The sequence below is a fragment of the Sphingobacterium chuzhouense genome (assembly GCF_014692525.1).
GTDB lineage: Bacteria > Bacteroidota > Bacteroidia > Sphingobacteriales > Sphingobacteriaceae > Sphingobacterium > Sphingobacterium chuzhouense.
In genome coordinates this window covers 555,579-574,017 of record NZ_JACNYL010000001.1, presented here as the reverse complement: position 1 = coordinate 574,017, position 18,439 = coordinate 555,579, and the positions used below count along the sequence as shown (strand labels likewise).

The window sequence follows — 18,439 nt, the reverse complement described above, 5'->3', positions numbered from 1 at the left end:
TTAGGTGTCTTGAAATAATCGAACAGATTGCCGTATAATGAGCTTTCCCGGTAACAATATATCGTGCGGCTCATGATTTTTATTTTTAATATGTTTGATGAGGAGGTTGCAACTTTGTTGTCCAATTTCAAACGCAGGTTCTTCTACCGTGGTTAAGTTAGGCTCTATCACCGTAGCAATAGGGTCATTGGTGAAACCGATTACGGCAAATTCTACTCCAACCTGAATATCGTTTGCTTTTAATGCTTGAATGGCACCAACTGCTTTCCGGTCATTGACGGCAAAAATGGCATCGGGTTTTTCTTCTAAAGATAGTAACGTTAAGGTATCGGTATATCCGTCTCCTTGAGAAAAACCTGAAAAAATAATATGGTCATCGTTTCTGGGTAAGTTTGCATTTTCCAATGCTGACAAATATCCTTTCATTCGTTCTTGGGTGAAATTTAGCTCTTTGGGGCCTGCGATATGCGCAATTTTTTGATATCCGTTTTCGATAAGATGGTTTGTAGCCATAAAAGCACCATCAAAGTCACTTTGCATAATCTTTGAAACGTGAATATGATGGGGAACTCGATCAAAGAACACCATCGGAACGCCCTGTTCCATTAATTGTTCGAAGTGATCTTGCGTGTCTGAATTAGAGGAAATAGAAATCAATAGCCCGTCCAGGCTCGTCGTTGCAATATTTCTCAATAAAGTTTTTTCTCTGTCGAGATCGTCGTTGGTAACAAAAAGTATAATGTTATAGCCTTGTTTGTAGGCTTCTTCTTGTATTCCGGAGATAACAGTGGAAAAATAATAGTTGGTAATAAAAGGAATAACGACTCCGATATTCTTCGTGCTGCCAGAGGCCAAGGCAGCTGCATTTTTGTTCGGCTTGAAATTTAATTTTTCCGTTAATTCTAAAACTTTCTTTCTGGTTTCTGGATTGACGTCGTAGGCATCCCGTAAGGCTCTGGATACCGTTGAAACGGAAATATTCAGCATTTTCGCAATATCTTTAATTCCGTATTGTTGCTTCATGCTCTAAGTTAATCAAAAACAACATACGCTTTCAGAAAAAATATTCTATTTTTAAAACGGAAATAGATTGGTATGAGCATATTTGAAAAGTTGCCTTCTTTAACAGCAAAGCAAAAGAAAATTACCTTCATAGTCGGAGGTGTTTTTCTTTTGCTGTTAGTAATAGGACTTATCATAGCCTTGTCCGTCCGCACGCGAATGTTGGATAAGGCAATGACGAAAGTAGAAAACATCTTGCTTGAGCGGTATCATACTGATTTTAATGTGCAGGAATATTCGTTTACGGGTTTGACTACCGTAACTTTCCGGAATATTGAAGTTATACCGCAACAACGGGACACGCTCGCAAAGATTGAACGGATGGCTGTTTCGGTTCGTTTATTTCCGTTGCTGTTCGGAGACGTGAAAATTGGTAATCTGGTTTTACAAAATGCAGATGTAACCCTGCTAAAGCGTGACTCGATCAGTAATTATGATTTTCTATTTCAAAAGCAAGCAAAAGATACGACGGTTAAGGTAGCGGAAGATACCGAAAGTAATTATGCTTCGTTGATTGACGGGGTGATAAAGCAGGTGTTTTTTAAGATTCCTCGAAATATGGAATTGGAAAACTTTCAGCTTTCTTATCAAGACGATAGTGTCCACCAACGGATTCGATTGCCGGAAGCGGTGATGGATGGGGGCGATTTCGAGACAAGCCTTTTTCTGAATGACCATGATGCGCAATGGAATCTGAGCGGACGTGTAAATCCCGATAAACAGCAATTGCGTGTGGAAGTATCGTCCGAGGAAGAAAATGTGGAACTTCCTTTCCTACGTCGGAAATTTGGCTTGCGGGTAAGTTTTGATAAAGTCATGTTTGACCTTGCGCAAGTGAAACGTGTCACGAAAGATTCTCTAACACTTGCCGGCAAATGGTCTTTTGATAACCTGCATGTGCATCACCACCGGCTTTCGGAAGATGAGGTTGTTCTTCCCGAAGCTATTGGCGAAGGCCAACTCAATATTGGCAAAGCTGCTATAGAAATTGATCCGAAGAGTAAAATCCGGGTGAAGGAATTTGAATTTCAACCTTATGTCAAGTTTATTCCCAAACCCGATAAAGTGGTTAGTTTGTCCGTTCATACAGGTAAGTTCGAAGCACAAAAATTATTTGATGCTATTCCGCAGGGCTTGTTTGAAACGTTGGACGGCATTCAGGTGGAAGGGAAAATAGCGTATGACCTTGATTTCTCCGTGAATTTCGCTGAGCCGGACAGTGTGGTGTTTAATTCTAAAATGGACGACAGGGAACTGAAAATAGTGAAGTGGGGAAAAGCAGATGTGCGCGCATTGAATAATGCGTTTACCTATAAAGCCTATGAAGATACAGTACTCATGCGGGAGATTGTGGTCGGTACGCAAAATCCAAAATTCACACCGTTAAATCAAGTGGCATCTATACTAAAGAAAACAGTGCTGAATACCGAAGATCCTTATTTCTATCAACATAATGGATTTGAGGAGGAAGCCTTTAAATTGTCGATAGCGACGAATATCAAGGAACGTGCATTTAAGCGGGGAGCGAGCACGATTTCCATGCAGTTGGTGAAAAATGTCTTCTTGAATAGGAATAAAACCATGATGCGGAAATTTGAGGAAATCTTATTGGTTTGGTTGTTGGAAGCGTCGGGACAAGTGAGCAAAGATCGCATGTTTGAGGTATATCTCAACGTGATAGAATGGGGAAAAAATGTATACGGCATCCAAGAAGCATCTTCCTACTATTTTGGAAAAACACCTGCCCAATTAAATATCGGAGAGAGCTTATACCTTTCCAGTATTATTCCACGACCGAAGACAGGTCTTTCTTCTTTTGATTACACCGGGCATTTGAAACCATGGGTACAACGGCATTTCAACACCTACGGTTATATCATGAATAAACTTGGCCAATTGCAGGACGAACAGGTGCCGGAAGCCTATGGCTTTTACGGCGTTGTTTTGGAACCTGGGTTGCGACCGCCAAGACCAAAAGGATTGGTAGATACCGCGTTCCGGGAGATTGATCCGGAACAGGAAGCCATCATGCAAGAGATGGAAAGAGATGAAGCAAGGCGCAGAAGCTTGTTGGAAAAACTATTTGGCAAGGAAGAAGAAGGAGAGCGTGAAGAATAATCACTCTTCGACATCTTCCACGGCATTCCGATAAAACAAGGTATATGGATCTGACGGATAAACCATACTCTCGGGGGAATGTCTGAACGGGATATCCGAATTAAAAATCTCTTCTAAGGTGTTGCGCAAAAACGTTATAAATTCTTCCTTAACAAAGGTTAGTGTTTCCGCTTCCAAAATTTCTTTGCCACGGAATAACGTACCCTCTTCGCGCATGCGTCGGGCAACATATAGATGAGGTTCCAACTGCTTGCGACCTGTTACCTGTTCAAATACATAAGCATAAAACAAGGTCTGTACCAACGCTTTGTTTTCTGTATTAGGTGAAAACACCTTTTCTAGGTTTTTAAATTCGACACTATCACTTCCCGTTTTGTAATCCACGATACGTGTCCTCACCTGGTTATCATGCGTGAGCACCTCATCCACCCGGTCAATGATACCGAACAGGCGGATGGTTTCCTCCTTTCCGTTTATTAGAATCGGGAAGTCGAACGTATAGTCTTCCGTATTCTCCAATTCGATGATACGAAATGCCTTATAATGTTCCATATCATATTGTAAATACACGTTGATATATGCCGAGGCGATCTTGTGCATAATACGCTGCATGCTATTTAGTACATCCACGGATGTTATTTCGGTATGATATTGCAAACCGATCTCCCGAACGACCAGTTCATCGATTTCGGGTAGCTTCGTTTTCAACACTTTTGTGGGCGTGAAATCTGCTAATCCCTTATAAGGTTTCAAGATCGTTTCCATCACATTATGGATAACAGTACCTAACCTATTCATTTCGAATTCGTGAGAAATAGTGGGCGGCTCTTTGATTTCGGCGACATACTTCAAAAAGAACTGTAGGGGAGATTGCAGATAGGTAGTCAATGCCGTAGCGGCCAGTTTTTTCTTCTCTACGATAAACGTATTCCACAATTGATGCCATATAGCCCCTTCTTTCGGTATGACTAATTCTTTACTGTTTTCGGGGAAACGTATGGTCTGCTGCTGCGTGTGAACAACAAAGTGGAAATTGCTTTCGAATTGCAATTGTTTAATGAAACGACTTTCTTCTCCCGTACTGCTCTCATCAACTAAGCTATTATAAAACACATGGAGCCTGTTGCTGTATTGAAAATGACGATAAAATAAATAAGCGGAAAGCGCATCTTGGTTTTCCAATACCGGAAGGTCATACGCTCGGCGTAAGCTGTTCGGTAGAAAAGTAGGGGAACTTGAAGTTTTTGGCAAGACACCTTCGTTTGCGCCGAGTATATACACCTGGTCGAAATTCAGACAGCGACTTTCTAATAACCCCATGATTTGCAAACCATTTAAGGGATCTCCTTCTATAGCTGAATTAATAGGTGCTATCGCTTTTCGAATTAACCCAATCTGAAAAGCGATAGAGGTAGGTGCGATATTGTCTATCCCCTGTTTTAACTGATTCAAGACTTTCTTTGTTTCGATAAGGAGATTGCTATCAATTTGGCTGATGCGGTCGTGTGCCGCTATAGAAGCCAGCAGACTGTCTAATAAGTGCACCAGTGTTGGTATAAGCGCGGATGGATTCGTTAATGGTTTGAAGAATCGAGGGAATACACTACTTGCGATGGTTATCATATCAATATCCACCTCGAAAAGTTGTTTGTCTGTTATGTCCTTTAGCAAACGTTCTCTTTCGGTCATCGAAACGCTCGTCAAGGGATGGTTGACGAAGGTTTCTATATATTGAAAGGGGATTTTGAGTCTGTGGTGATGTGAAATTTCTCCTTGTACATCCATCCATAGATTTAAAAGCCCGTATATCGGCGATTGTGTAAGGGGATAGCCAGTCGTGATATTAGGTTTGACGTCCGGCAGACTTTGTAACAGCGGTACGAGCAGGCTTTCATCTGCAAGTAAAATAGCTGCGCTCTGATCCGGCAATCCAGAAGCTTCCAGGACATCATGTAAAATCTTTGTTTGACTATTTTTTCCTGTACAGGCATACAACTGCACGGTTGTGTTCCTATTGCCCAATATGTTCGGGCTTTCGCCTAGTGCATTTACCAGTCCGTAGCTTTTGATATTACGCCGGATAAACAAGCCGGCCTCTTGTTGTACATCGTCCATGTAATAGGCATCCGCATCAAAATAGAACAGCGCACGCCCCTCTTCCTGCCATTTTTGGAATAAATGTACTTCTGCTTTGCTGAGGGCATTAAAACCGACGAATAATACTTTTTTATAACGCTGTATAAAATCCGGATGGGCAACATGCCCCTCCACCAGATTACGATATAACGTAGGATAATTTAATTGCTTTTCTTGTGTTAACTTTTGTTTGAAAGCTTTATAGAGTTTAGGCAGCCGTTTCCATAGTTTCAGGAAACGTTGTTGTAGCCCGCTATGACCAGCAATACTGAACGATTGCCAAAACTGACGGATGAAGTGCTGCTGTTCGGCCGTAAAATGTTGAAAGGTGATATCAATCTTTGTAGTATCGTACAACTCCATGTAGATGTGATCAATATCCACGAGCTCATAGTCCAATTGCCCGAAATCGCTCAAGATAATTTCCGCTATCGGATAAAATTCTTCCAATGTTTCCGGTTCAGCACCTTCGGCAACCAACTGTTCATTATGCAGTTGGAAAAGATAAAAGAATTGGCTGAGCTGTGAAGCCTCCGCAGCATCAGAAGCTTGTTTGAAAAATTCTTGTATCGTAAAAAACTGTGGAGACCATATTGCTTTGCCATATACATCCGCCAGGTGTTTTTTCAAATAAGTAATAGGGCGTTTATTATTGAATATAATGGCAATGTCCGTCAGGTCGTTTCCAAAGCGATTGTAAATATCTTCTGCTACAATATGTAAGAAAGGTTTGTTCATTTCACTTCAACTAATTCGTTAATCTTAGCATAATAAAGATACCCCTTGACATTGGTGTATCCGAGATGATGCAATGCTTTTTTGTAATTATCCACTTGCCATTGGTGGTCGGCGTAATCGCCTTTTGTGAATTTGAAATCGAGTACGATGGTCTCTTTATCGCTTGTAAACACCTTGTCCGGTCGAATCGTTTCGCCATTTTTCAGGATGATGCTCGCTTCGTTCCATACTTTATAGTTACCTGTTAACCATTGATGGATCATCGGGTGATGCCATATCTGGTGGATCTCTTGTAGGATAAACGGGCGATCTTCTTCCGTCAATATTCCATTTTCGATGTAATCGTTGACGAGTTTATCTACTTCCTGCTCGCTGTTAATCTCCGACATGATCTCGTGTGCGAGAATACCATATTGGGCAGCTTTCTCCAACATGAGGATGTTATTGATGCTCCGTTTATTGGATTTGTCGAAGGCGTTTTGCAATTCGGAGGAGACTGGATAGGTTGACAAGCTGACGTTGCGGTATTCAATTTTTGTCTCCGTAGATGTATGTTCACGTTCTTTTTGATTGGATAATGCTTCGTCGGGTGTTTTGGGAACAGGATGATCTGCCAAAACATGATTCTCGTGAAACGGAAACGGGGCATGTTCATCGGATAAAACTTGGTAAAGCACATCGCTGATATATTCGTTTTTTATATCGAATCCGAGTACCTCGCCTGTTTTCTTATCTACATTTTCCTTGAACGATGGTGCTAATACATATAGATGCTGTACGGCTCTGGTGGTCGCTACATAAAATGTGTTCAATGCGTCCATGTAGTTGAACAACATTTCTTCAAAATATTGCTTGTAGAAAATCGATTTTCCGATGGTGCTACTGTATTTTATGGGTATTTTGCCCAATGCTTCAAAGGGCGAGCCGGCCGTATCAATCCAAAAATCGCCATTGGTCATACCATCCAGATCCCAGGAACAAAAAGGAAGCATGACGACATCGTACGCCAGTCCTTTTGATTTATGTATAGTCGTCACTTCAATCGCATCGATCTTTCCGTTTGCCGGCAACGAAGCGTTGCTAGCGTCTTCTTCCCAATATTGTAGAAATTGGGTAATGCCGCGTTCACCCGTTGCGGAAAAATTGGAGACTATATCCTTAAAGGCCAATAAATAAGGAATATGTATGCTGTCGGCTTCATGAAGCCCATATATTTCGATCAATTGTTCGACTAAGTGTATAAGGGGCGATTGCTGCAGTCTCGACCATTGTTCTGGTAAATGAGTAGGTAAAATGGCTTCGATATCGTGGAGATTATTATTTTTAAACGCCAGCCAATAGGCATCATCAAATTTTTGTCGGCCATTGACTAGCTGGTAAAGGTAAGCCATTTTTGCACGGTGGATAACATGTTTGTCCGTCGTATATACCAGTGCTTTGAGTGTCTCGATAAGCAATAAAACGGCATCATTGGAGGAGAGATATAGTGCGTCGCCGGAGATGACATCAAATTCCAGTTCTGTGCTGTTTTTATAAAGCATTAATGTTTCAATGACTTGACGTGCCTGCGCATTGCTCCTGACTAGAATCCCAATTTGCTTTGCTTTGTATCGACCCGATGATATCCAAGAGTGGATTTTATCACAGAGGAGTTGCAAAGCATCTTCCATGACTTGGTTTCGCCTCCTCATCCCATTCGCCACGGGCAAATACTGAATTTCTATAGAACCGACCTTGTTTGGATCATCGTGTCGGTGGGAAGGTACTTGTTGTGTGCTGTTTTTGTAGGCCTTTATGAGCATCTCGGCATTGCCGGAAGAAGTCCACCAATGTTGTCCTTCTTCATCGAGACATTCCATTACTTTCTCGTTGAGAACATCCTGTAGTTTCTGGGGAATGGCACCAAACAGGTAATTGTTTAATGCAATGATGTGAGGATAGCTCCGAAAATTTGTTTCTAAGGAACTGCTTTCAATAAAGGCGGAACGTTGCTGTTCAGACAAATGGAAAGCTTGTGCGATTTGATCCTCTACCTGCTGTAATAAGATACGCCAGTCGCCGTTACGCCAGCGATAGATGCTCTGTTTCACGTCACCAACTAGGAGGTGCTCGTTGATTTTCTGTTTGGCGTTCCCCAGCGCGTTGATTAACAACGGGCTGTAATTTTTCCATTGAATACGGGACGTATCCTGAAACTCATCAAACAGAAAATAGTTGTAACGATTGCCAATTTTTTCCCAAATGAACGTTGGATCGTTGTGTTCGTCTAACCCCAGCCGATTTAGCAATATTTGGGCGTCAGAAATGAGTTGTGCGCCGTTTTCCTTTCGCCATTGGCTCAGCAAATCACTCATCTCTTTAAGTAACCGTAGGTAATACAGGTTATTCTGTACGGACTGGTACGCAATGAACGTTGGAAACAATCTGTATAAATCCGCAAATTGTTGGAGAATAGGTTGCAATGCCTGTTGGATATCATAACGTACACTTTTATCCGTTGTGGTATAGGGATCATCATCATCCAATAATGCCAAAAAGCGATCAAAATCTTTCTGTAGATCAGAAGGCGATTTTTTATATATATTATCGTTAACCTTATTAGCGGCGATAAGCTTGTTTCGGGATTTTCCTTTAAGTTCATCGGCTGCGATATCAAACGAGCGAAATGTCGCCGTAAATGTTTGTATGGTCTGGCTTAAGGTATCTAGGAAAAATTTTGTTTTCTCCTGGACATCTTTGTTGAGTAGCGTAAATACATCGCCAGCCTTGGCAGAGGCCAAGTAAGCATTAAACTCTTGGAAGTTCTCGGTAAAAATCAAGTTAGCAAGGCTAAGAAGCTGTTGCCGATAGTTCCAGTTTTCATTACGGGCTATTTTTTGTTCCGCATATTCGATAATCCATTCGAGCAAATCGGGACGTTCATCCAGTAATTGATTGAGCATAATAGATAAATCCTGTTTTACCTTGGAGGTATTCATCTCTATTTTATAAGCTGCGTCAAGGTTGAGCTCATAGGTGAAACTGCGGATAACCTTTTGTGAAAAACCATCTATCGTGCTGACGGTGAAGCGACTGTAATCGTGTAGGATCTTACGATATACGCGATGTGCTTTTTGTTGCAATTGCGATGTATCCCATTCCGGAAATTGTTCGAGTAGGAGCTGCCTGAAGTCCTCGATTTTTTGGCTTTTGTCAGCTGTCGCTAGTCCTTGCAGAACATGGAGTATCCGTTCCTTCATTTCTGCCGTGGCTTTGTTGGTAAACGTTACAGCGAGAGTCTCCCGATAGCTGTTTTCGTTGGACAGCAATAAGGTAAGGTAATGGAGCGTTAGGCTGAACGTCTTCCCCGAACCAGCCGAGGCTTTCAATATTTTTAAAGGAGCAACAGTGTTCATGCTACAAAGTAAGGAGTAAAAATGAAAAAGGCAAAAAAGGAAATATTAGAAAGAAAAAATAAAAGATAGTGGAAATAAACTTTGTTTCATATATTTGTGTATTGCAATGACTACTAGTTAATTAAAGTTATGAAGAGACTACTCTATATATTGTTGGTTTGCGGACTTTTTGCAGCGTGCAAATCGGATGATATGGAAGACCTTTTATCTGATAGGATTTCAAGCATAGAAATAAATACTGTCACGGCTACAGGAGGATATGGCTCATCTGCAACTGGTACGACCTATAGGTTTGAATACGATGCCATGGGACGTTTAAAAAAGGTCAACGATAAAGAGTTTTATTATGGAACTAACGGGCGTGTCGAATTTTCTCGAATAGAGCGAAGGGCTAAAGATGAATATAGAGATGAAGAATATGTCGAGCACTTAAGTTATCATTGGGATGCACAAGGAAGGCTGAAAGAAGTATATGTAGATTTGTTATACCAAAAATATAATTATACCTCGAAACATCCCGTTTGGGAACAGGATAAGGAGAGTAAAGAGGAAAACGAATTGTTAGCGACGTTTAGCTATGAGGGGTCGAATCGTAAGCCTTCATCCATTCGTTATCGTAAAATGAGTTTCGATCTGCCATCTCCATTTGTTACTTTAGGAAAGGAAGAAGAAGTGCGCTATTTATACGAAGACGATAATGTTATATCCACTCAGCTTGATGGATATTTAAAGCACGCTCAGCTTGGAACAGATCCGCTAATAAGCCTGATTCCGTACAAAAAAGAAGTTTCCAATACTTATTTGGGAAACCCACATTATTTAACTAAAATTTATGCGCAATTAGGCTTCCATCCCTATGATCTAGCTGAAGTAGTAAGTGCTAATAGTATTGCTAGAAGCCAGGCCGATGCTGAAATAGAAGGGGATGAAGATATTAATTGGACACTACCTGAAGGAGATGATATTAATTGGACAGATTTGGGTATAGATAATAATACAGATAATCTACCTTTCTTATTTGATGGAAAAACAACATATAGTTATCGTTTCAATGCATTAGAATTACCTACTGAAATCGTTGGTGAAGGTAACCGTCGAAAGGAGCTTATAGTAGTCACTTACGAATAGTATTTAATCAAGTTAATCTTTAGCCGTATTTAATTTTTTCCTTTTTAGTTTTTAATTGCTATCTTTGCGTCCCCTCTTGCGCGAAGCACGGGGGATATGTTGAATACATAAACAATTAAAAAAGAATGGCAACTAAAATCAGATTGCAAAGACACGGTAAAAAAGGAAAACCTTTTTACCATGTAGTAGTAGCAGATTCACGTGCTCCACGTGACGGTAAATTCATTGAACGTTTAGGTTCTTACAACCCAAACACAAACCCGGCGACTATCGTTTTGGATTTCGACAGAGCATTGTACTGGATGAACGTAGGTGCACAACCTACTGACACAGCTCGTGCTATCCTTTCTTACAAAGGTGTTCTTTACAAAAAACACTTAGAAGGTGGTGTGAAGAAAGGTGCTTTTGACGAAGGTCAAGCGGAAGAGAAATTCGCTAAGTGGTTGGAAGAAAAAGACGCTAAGATTGAAGGTAAGAAAACAGGCTTAGATCAATCGAAAGAAGAAGCTAAAAAAGCTGCTCTTGCTGCGGAAGCAAAGAAAAATGCAGAAAAAGCTGCCGCTCTTGCTGCTAAAAATGCTCCAGTTGCAGAAGAAACTGAAGCTGCAGAAGGTGAAGCGGAAACAGAAGCTCCTGCGGAAGCCCCTGAAGCAACAGCAGAAAGTGCTGCAAACACAGAAGAAACTGAAGGATAAATCTTATTCATACAGATTCAAGAAAGCCGAGTTTATGAAAATTCGGCTTTTTTAATACCTTTTTTATGTTCTTTTTTCCCGTAAAAAAGAACCAAAAACCTCGTCGCTTCGGATGTTTTACATTTGGGACAGTACTAAGGGTGAATTTGTACAGTTGTAAAACATCCGGATGCGACATTGACGTGTTAAAGAGGGGTAGTGCGTATGCGTAAATGAACGTGATTATTGATGGATTGCAGTTACGCGTATTAAAACGGCCTCGCGTTGTTCCGCGGGCAGCTTTATGCAGAATATTCCGTTAAAAACAGAATGTTGTTTGAGCGCAGCGAGTTCCATTCTGTTTAGGAATAGTCAAGTAAAGGTAGCGGAACCATGCAAGCCTTGATTTTTTGTCTCCTTTTTTATCAAGAAAAAAGGAGATTAAATACATTATTATGAACATCAACGACGCTTTTTATATTGGTTACATCACGAAGACACGTGGATTAAAAGGTGAATTGCAACTTTATTTTGAATTCGCCGATTATGCAGAATTAGATTTGAATGTGCTCTTTTTGGAGATAAACAAAAAGTTGATACCTTATTTTGTAGATAGTATAAAATTACACAACAACAGCACGGCGTACTTAAATCTAGAAGACATAGATCATGTGGACAAAACGAAAGAGCTTATAAAAAAGAAGGTCTATCTGTCCAAGGATAAAATGCCCGAAAGAGACCCGGATGATTTTCGCTACACCGATTTTGTCGGATATCTTGTAGTGGATGAACATGAAGGTGAGATCGGTGAAATAATCGATGTGCAAGAGTTTCCGCAGCAATTTATTGCTACCGTTGATTTTGATGGGAAGGAGTTGATGTTTCCTTTAAGTGAAGATCTTATTCTGGGAATCGATGCAGAAGAGCAGGTTCTAGAAGTGGAGTTGCCAGAAGGTTTGATTGATCTATATCGCGAAATATAATCAAAAATGAATTTCATTTTAATAACTCCCCTAACTTCCATATCTTTCGTAACTTTTAGCTAAAAATGAAACCATCATGATCCGCCAATTGGCGGGGCATACCACCTTTAAGAAGAATTTATCAAGATGAAAATCGTAGACCATATAAAAAACGCAAACGGAAAGACTTTGTTTTCATTCGAGTTATTGCCTCCCGCAAAAGGGCAAGGTATTCAAAGTATTTTCAAAACGATGGATGAGCTTATGGAATTCAAACCTCCGTTCATTGACGTGACCTATCATCGAGAAGATTACATGTATAAGCAACATGTAAGCGGACTGTTAGAGCGTGTTGCGTACCGAAAGCGACCCGGTACCGTCGCTATTTGTGCAGCTATTATGAACAAATACAAAGTGGACGCTGTGCCTCATCTGATTTGTGGAGGATTTACGAAAGAGGAAACGGAAAATGCACTTATTGATCTAAATTTTCTGGGTATTGACAATGTACTCGTGCTTCGTGGTGACGCAAGAAAAGGAGATCCCGATTTTGTTCCTACACCCGGCGGACACGCTTATGCCACCGACTTGCTACAGCAGGTTGTTGATATGAATAACGGGAAATATCTGCATGAAGATATCGAAAGTTCAGCAAAAACAGATTTTTGTATAGGAGTGGCGGGCTATCCGGAGAAACATTTTGAATCACCGAATTTCAATACCGATTTTAAATGGTTGAAGAAAAAAGTGGAGATGGGCGCGGAGTTTATTGTAACACAGATGTTTTTCAACGTCGAAAAGTATAAAGAATTTGTCACGAAATGTAGGGATAACGGTATTCATGTACCTATTATCCCGGGTTTAAAGCCAATGACTACCAAGAGGCAGTTGATTACACTACCTAAGATTTTCCATTTGGATATCCCAGAGGAATTAAGCGAGGCGGTAGAGGATTGCAAAACAAATGCGGATGTGCGGCAGGTAGGGGAAGAATGGTTAGTGGAGCAATGTAAAGAATTAATCAAATTTGGGGCTCCTGTGTTACATTTTTATACCATGAGTAATCCCGGACCGACGAAGAAAATTGTGGAACGTTTGGTATAATGATAGCTTTTTGGGTTGTTAAAATTTGTTAATATACAGATTTTGACAGCAGTTATATGTAGTTTTAAATTAGGCTAACAAAGCGTGTTTTATGAAAACCTACGATAAAATTAACAATTTATTTGGATGGCTTTGTGCTATCCTTACAACCGTTGTCTATATTATAACTGCAGATCGCTTTACTAGTTGGTGGGATACGGGGGAATTTATAGCTTCTGCTTATAGACTCCAAATCGTCCATCAGCCTGGGGCACCTCTGTTTTTAATGATACAGAATATATTTTCCAATTTTGCTTTAGGGGATGTATCAAAAATTGCCTATTGGATGAATATAGGTTCGGCAGTATGCAGTGGACTCACCATTTTATTCCTCTTCTGGACAATCACGGCACTTACAAGAAAGATTCTTATTGGAAGGGGAGGAACACCAACGAATTGGATGGTGATCCAAATTATGCTGGCGGGGGTAATCGGAGCGTTAGCCTACGGTTTTACGGATACGTTTTGGTACTCTGCGGTCGAATCGGAAGTATATGCCATGTCCTCTTTATGCACCGCAGTCGTCTTTTGGTTGATTTTGAAATGGGAGAGAAGAGCGGAAGAACCTGATGCTAACCGCTGGCTGATTTTGATAGCCTATATCATGGGTTTATCTATCGGCGTGCATTTACTAAACTTATTGACTATTCCGGCGATTGCTCTAGTTGTTTATTTTAAGAAAAACCAGCAAATCACTTGGAAAGGGATGGTAAAAGCACTAACAATAGGTATTACGGTGTTGGCGCTTATACTTTGGGGTCTTATCCAGTATTCTATACGGATAGCTGCTACTTTTGATGTGTTTTTTGTGAACCAACTCGGCTTGGGATTCGGTTCTGGAATTGTATTTTTCTTCTTGCTTCTTGTTGGTGGTTTGGTGTGGGGTATCCGATACAGTGTGCTTCAAGGAAGACCTATTTTAAATATCAGTTTGTTGAGTTTGAGCTTTATTTGTTTTGGTTACTTGTCCTACGCGATGATTGCTATCCGCGCACATGCTGACCCTGCTTTAAATAACAATTCACCCGATAATGTCTACGCTTTTCTCGGTTATCTCAATCGAGAACAATATGGTAAGGAACCCTTATTAAGGGGGCAGACTTTCGATGCGCAAGTAACCGGGATAAAGCCAACGGAAACCTATAAAAAAGGAACGACAAAATACGAAAAAATCGAAGGTATCTCTCAATATACTTATAGTAATGAAATGCTTTTTCCGCGTCTTTACAGTGAGAAACACGCGGACTATTATAGAAGTTACCTGGGGTTGGCACCAAACGAAAACCCCACATTCTCTGATAATCTGAATTTTTTCTTTAAATACCAATTGGGAAATATGTACAGCCGTTATTTCTTTTGGAATTTTGTCGGTCGGCAAAATGATGAGCAAAATTATGGTGGATATAGTGAGGGCAATTGGATTTCGGGGTTAAAAACAATAGACAGTCGGTTGGTCGGTGGTCAAACAGACCTCCCTGAATCAATGTATACCAATCCGAGCCGCAATGTGTATTATTTTCTTCCGCTATTTATAGGAGTGATTGGCTTAATATGGCATTTTCGAAAAGATAAGCGGTTTGCATCTATCGTCGCGTTACTCTTCTTTTTTACAGGTGCAGCTATTGTTATTTATCTTAATCAGACACCCATACAACCCCGGGAACGTGATTATGCCTATGCCGGATCGTTCTATGCGTTTTCCATTTGGATAGGTCTAGGTGTGTTGGGGCTTGCAGACTTTATGAATAGGAAGGTGAGTTTAAGAGCTTCAGTCATGACATCGGGTCTGGTTTGTTTATTGGCAGCGCCTGTTCTTTTGATTTCAGAAAACTGGGATGACCATGATCGGTCAGATAGATCATTGGCGCGGGATATGGCGTATAATTATCTCGCATCTTGCAAACCCAATGCCATTTTGTTTACCTATGCCGACAATGATACTTTTCCACTGTGGTATTTACAGGAAGTGGAGGGTATCCGTACCGATGTACGCATTGTTAATTTAAGTTATCTGCAATCGCATTGGTATGTAAGGCAATTGTCTAACCAAGTGAATGATGCTGCTCCGGTCAGATTGAATTTTGATACAGCTAAACTGGCAGAGGGTGTGCGGGATTATATGCCCTTTGTGGATCAAGGGATAGAAAACTATGTCCATCTCGATACCTTATTGGAATTCCTGTTGTCGGATAATCCGACCAATCAGGTGCAGACCCAGAATGGAAAGATGTTGAGCTATTTGCCGGCGAAGAAGATAGAAATGGCGGTAGATAAACAGGCCGTTATAAATCATCAGGTCGTTCCGTCGAAATGGTCTGAGTATGTTGTGGACAAAATGAAATGGGACTATCCTCAAAATCATGTTTCGCGGGCGGAATTAAGTTTGATGTCCATTGTTTTGACGAACAATTGGGAAAGACCGATTTACTTTACCAATTACACACCGACAAATCTCATGGCAGGACTGGATAAATATATTGTAGATGAAGGTATCGTTCGTAAGCTGATGCCAGTGGAGCTTCCCAAGCAACAAGAGGGGCAATTAATGGCGAATATGGAAAAGCTCTATGAGAATGCGACACAAAATTTTAGATGGGGAAAATATGGCTCGATGAACTTTGTGGATGTAGATTCCCGTCGTATGATGGAGAATTTTATCTATCCAGATGTTTATGCACAAACGACACAATTATTGAAACAACAAGGGGATATGGAACGTGCGAAAGCCGTTGCTGTGAAAGCTGTTGATATTTTACCAAAAAGGACGTATAGCTTAAATGAGGCGCTTACCTATACGGATATTGTGGATACATTGTATAAAACAGAAGAAATTGAATTGGCTAATCGGGTAGTGAAGCGAAACGTCAGTTTGGTTAAAGATTACCTCGATTATTCGGAATCGCTCGTCAGGGATAAACCTGACGCTTTGGATGTGCGTAAGATAAGATTTTCTCTGGCAGCTTTAGAGATGTATGATGCTATTTTGGAAGGAACAAACGAAAGGGAGTTATACGCGCAGGTGAATAAAACTTTCACTTACTATCGAGATAAATATATAAGTGAATAACAAATAGAAAGGAGGCACTCTAAACGCCTCCTTTCTATTGTTATCCTTTCTTAACTTCTTTAGCCCAACTATCTTTTAATGTGACTGTCCGGCTAAACACAAGACGTTCTGCTGTAGATTTCGTATCTATAGTGAAATATCCTAATCTGATAAATTGATAACCTTTACCAGACTCTGCTGTTGCCAAATCGGGCTCTATATAAGCCTTATTGATAATTTGCAAACTATTCGGATTGATAGATGCTTTGAAGTCTTCTGCAGCGGCAGGGTTTTCTTCATTAAACAAGCGATCGTAAAGTCTCACCTCGGCTTCTTTGGCATGTGCAGCCGACACCCAATGAATGGTTCCTTTTACTTTTAGTCCAGATGTGTCTTCACCGGATTTCGAATTAGGCACATACGTACAATGTACTTCAGTTATATTACCGTTTTCATCTTTTATGAAATCATGGCATTGCACGATGTAGGCATGCTTTAGGCGTACGGAAAGACCAGGGCCTAACCGGAAAAACTTCTTCGGAGGTTCTTCCATAAAATCGTCCCGTTCTATCCAGAGCTCTTTAGAAAAAGGAATAGTACGCGAGCCTTCTCCTCCCTCTACTTCCGGATTGTTTTCGCCAATTAGATCCTCCGTTTGTCCGTCGGGATAGTTCGTGATAACGAGTTTAATGGGATTCAGTACCGCCATCCGACGCCAAGCTGTAGCATTAAGGTCTTCACGAATACAGAACTCCAATAAACCGACGTCAATCATATTCTCCCGCTTTTGCACACCGATTCGTTCACAAAAATTACGGATAGATGCCGGTGTATAGCCACGACGCCTCAAACCCGAAATAGTGGGCATGCGCGGATCGTCCCAACTTTCTACATATTTCTCGTTGACCAGTTGCAATAATTTACGTTTGCTCATAACGGTATAAGTCATATTCAAACGTGCAAATTCATATTGTTTAGATGGAAATATTTCCAGTTTCTCAATAAGCCAATCATATAACGGACGGTGTGGAATAAACTCTAATGTGCAAATAGAATGTGTGATTTTTTCAATGGAATCGGATTGACCGTGTGCAAAATCATACATAGGATAAATACACCATTTATCCCCCGTACGGTGATGATGAGCGTGTTTTATACGATATAGTAAGGGGTCACGTAGATGCATGTTTGGGCTTGCCAAATCAACTTTAGCACGGAGCACCTTTTCACCGTCTTTATATTTACCGTTTCGCATTTCTTGGAAAAGCTGTAGGTTTTCTTCGATGGTACGGTCGCGATATGGCGTAGGTATACCTGGTTCGGTCGGCGTACCTTTTGAAGCAGCAATCTGTTCAGAAGTGCTATCGTCTACGTAAGCGAGTCCTTTTTTTATCAAATCAACGGCATATGTATACAATGTCTCAAAATAATCGGAAGTGTATAGCTCTTCAGCCCATTGAAAACCTAACCACTGTATATCCTGTTTGATGCTGTCCACATATTCTGTTTCTTCCGTTACAGGGTTGGTATCATCAAAACGGAGGTTGGTTTTTCCATTATACTTTTCTGCAAGTCCAAAGTTTAAACAGATGGATTTTGCATGACCGATATGGAGATAACCATTTGGCTCAGGCGGAAAACGTGTCAAAACACGTCCGTCACGTGTACCTTTGCGGAGATCCTCTTCGATAATCTCCTCAATAAAATTCAGTGGTTTTTCTTCGTTTAACATAACTACAAAGTTACTTTTTTTTGTCTTCTTTTTCCCGTAAAAAGAAGCAAAACCTCGTCGCTTCAAATGTTTTACATTAGGGATAGTACTAAGGATGAGTTTGTACAGCCGTAAAACATTTGGATGCGACATTTGAAGGTTAAGGATGGATAGTGCACCGCATAGATGAACGTGGTCACTAATAGATCGCGGTGATGTAGACTAAATCGGCCTTATATTGTTTTGCAGCCATTTTTCAGAAGGCTATTCCGTTTAAAACAGCATGTTGTTTGAGCGAAGCGAGTTCCATGCTGTTTAGGAATAGC

Annotated in this window: 10 protein-coding genes; 6 read left to right on the top strand and 4 right to left on the bottom strand. The window is 40.7% G+C overall.

Features of this window, described 5'->3' with window-relative positions:
* A complete protein-coding gene (locus H8B21_RS02465) occupies positions 1-1,023 on the bottom strand; it encodes a LacI family DNA-binding transcriptional regulator (RefSeq protein WP_190312196.1) in 1,023 nt (340 codons plus the stop codon).
* A 72-nt stretch (positions 1,024-1,095) separates the two neighbouring features.
* Between H8B21_RS02465 and H8B21_RS02460 the strand changes: the two genes are divergently transcribed.
* The gene (locus tag H8B21_RS02460) at positions 1,096-3,180 is read left to right on the top strand and encodes a biosynthetic peptidoglycan transglycosylase (RefSeq protein WP_190312195.1); all 2,085 of its coding nucleotides are present in this window, start codon (positions 1,096-1,098) and stop codon (positions 3,178-3,180) included.
* Here the strand turns inward: H8B21_RS02460 and H8B21_RS02455 are convergent, their stop codons facing one another.
* Together H8B21_RS02455 and H8B21_RS02450 are read right to left on the bottom strand one after the other, a co-directional pair.
* Complete coding sequence (locus H8B21_RS02455; RefSeq protein WP_190312194.1) at positions 3,181-6,054, bottom strand: PD-(D/E)XK nuclease family protein; 2,874 nt, start codon at positions 6,052-6,054, stop codon at positions 3,181-3,183. It abuts the gene before it with no gap.
* Complete coding sequence (locus H8B21_RS02450) at positions 6,051-9,449, bottom strand: UvrD-helicase domain-containing protein (protein WP_190312193.1); 3,399 nt, start codon at positions 9,447-9,449, stop codon at positions 6,051-6,053. Before H8B21_RS02450 ends, H8B21_RS02455 begins: the two co-directional genes overlap by 4 nt.
* A gap of 129 nt (positions 9,450-9,578) precedes the next feature.
* Between H8B21_RS02450 and H8B21_RS02445 the strand changes: the two genes are divergently transcribed.
* The 5 genes from H8B21_RS02445 to H8B21_RS02425 all read left to right on the top strand — a co-directional run bounded on the left by H8B21_RS02445 (position 9,579) and on the right by H8B21_RS02425 (position 16,423).
* On the top strand, positions 9,579-10,577 hold the full coding sequence (locus H8B21_RS02445; protein WP_190312192.1) for an RHS repeat protein: 999 nt from the start codon (positions 9,579-9,581) through the stop codon (positions 10,575-10,577).
* A gap of 125 nt (positions 10,578-10,702) precedes the next feature.
* Complete coding sequence (locus tag H8B21_RS02440; protein WP_190312191.1) at positions 10,703-11,272, top strand: 30S ribosomal protein S16; 570 nt, start codon at positions 10,703-10,705, stop codon at positions 11,270-11,272.
* 434 nt (positions 11,273-11,706) lie between these two features.
* Positions 11,707-12,234, top strand: a complete 528-nt coding sequence (gene rimM / locus H8B21_RS02435; RefSeq protein ID WP_190312190.1) for a ribosome maturation factor RimM — start codon at positions 11,707-11,709, stop codon at positions 12,232-12,234.
* Positions 12,235-12,360: 126 nt separating this feature from the next.
* Positions 12,361-13,317, top strand: a complete 957-nt coding sequence (gene metF, locus H8B21_RS02430; protein WP_190312189.1) for a methylenetetrahydrofolate reductase [NAD(P)H] — start codon at positions 12,361-12,363, stop codon at positions 13,315-13,317.
* Between the two features lie 91 nt (positions 13,318-13,408).
* Complete coding sequence (locus H8B21_RS02425) at positions 13,409-16,423, top strand: glycosyltransferase family 117 protein (RefSeq protein WP_190312188.1); 3,015 nt, start codon at positions 13,409-13,411, stop codon at positions 16,421-16,423.
* 40 nt (positions 16,424-16,463) lie between these two features.
* Here the strand turns inward: H8B21_RS02425 and H8B21_RS02420 are convergent, their stop codons facing one another.
* Positions 16,464-18,134: a glutamine--tRNA ligase/YqeY domain fusion protein gene (locus H8B21_RS02420; RefSeq protein WP_190312187.1), complete on the bottom strand. Its 1,671-nt coding sequence runs from the start codon at positions 18,132-18,134 to the stop codon at positions 16,464-16,466.
* Between the last annotated feature and the right edge of the window lie 305 nt (positions 18,135-18,439).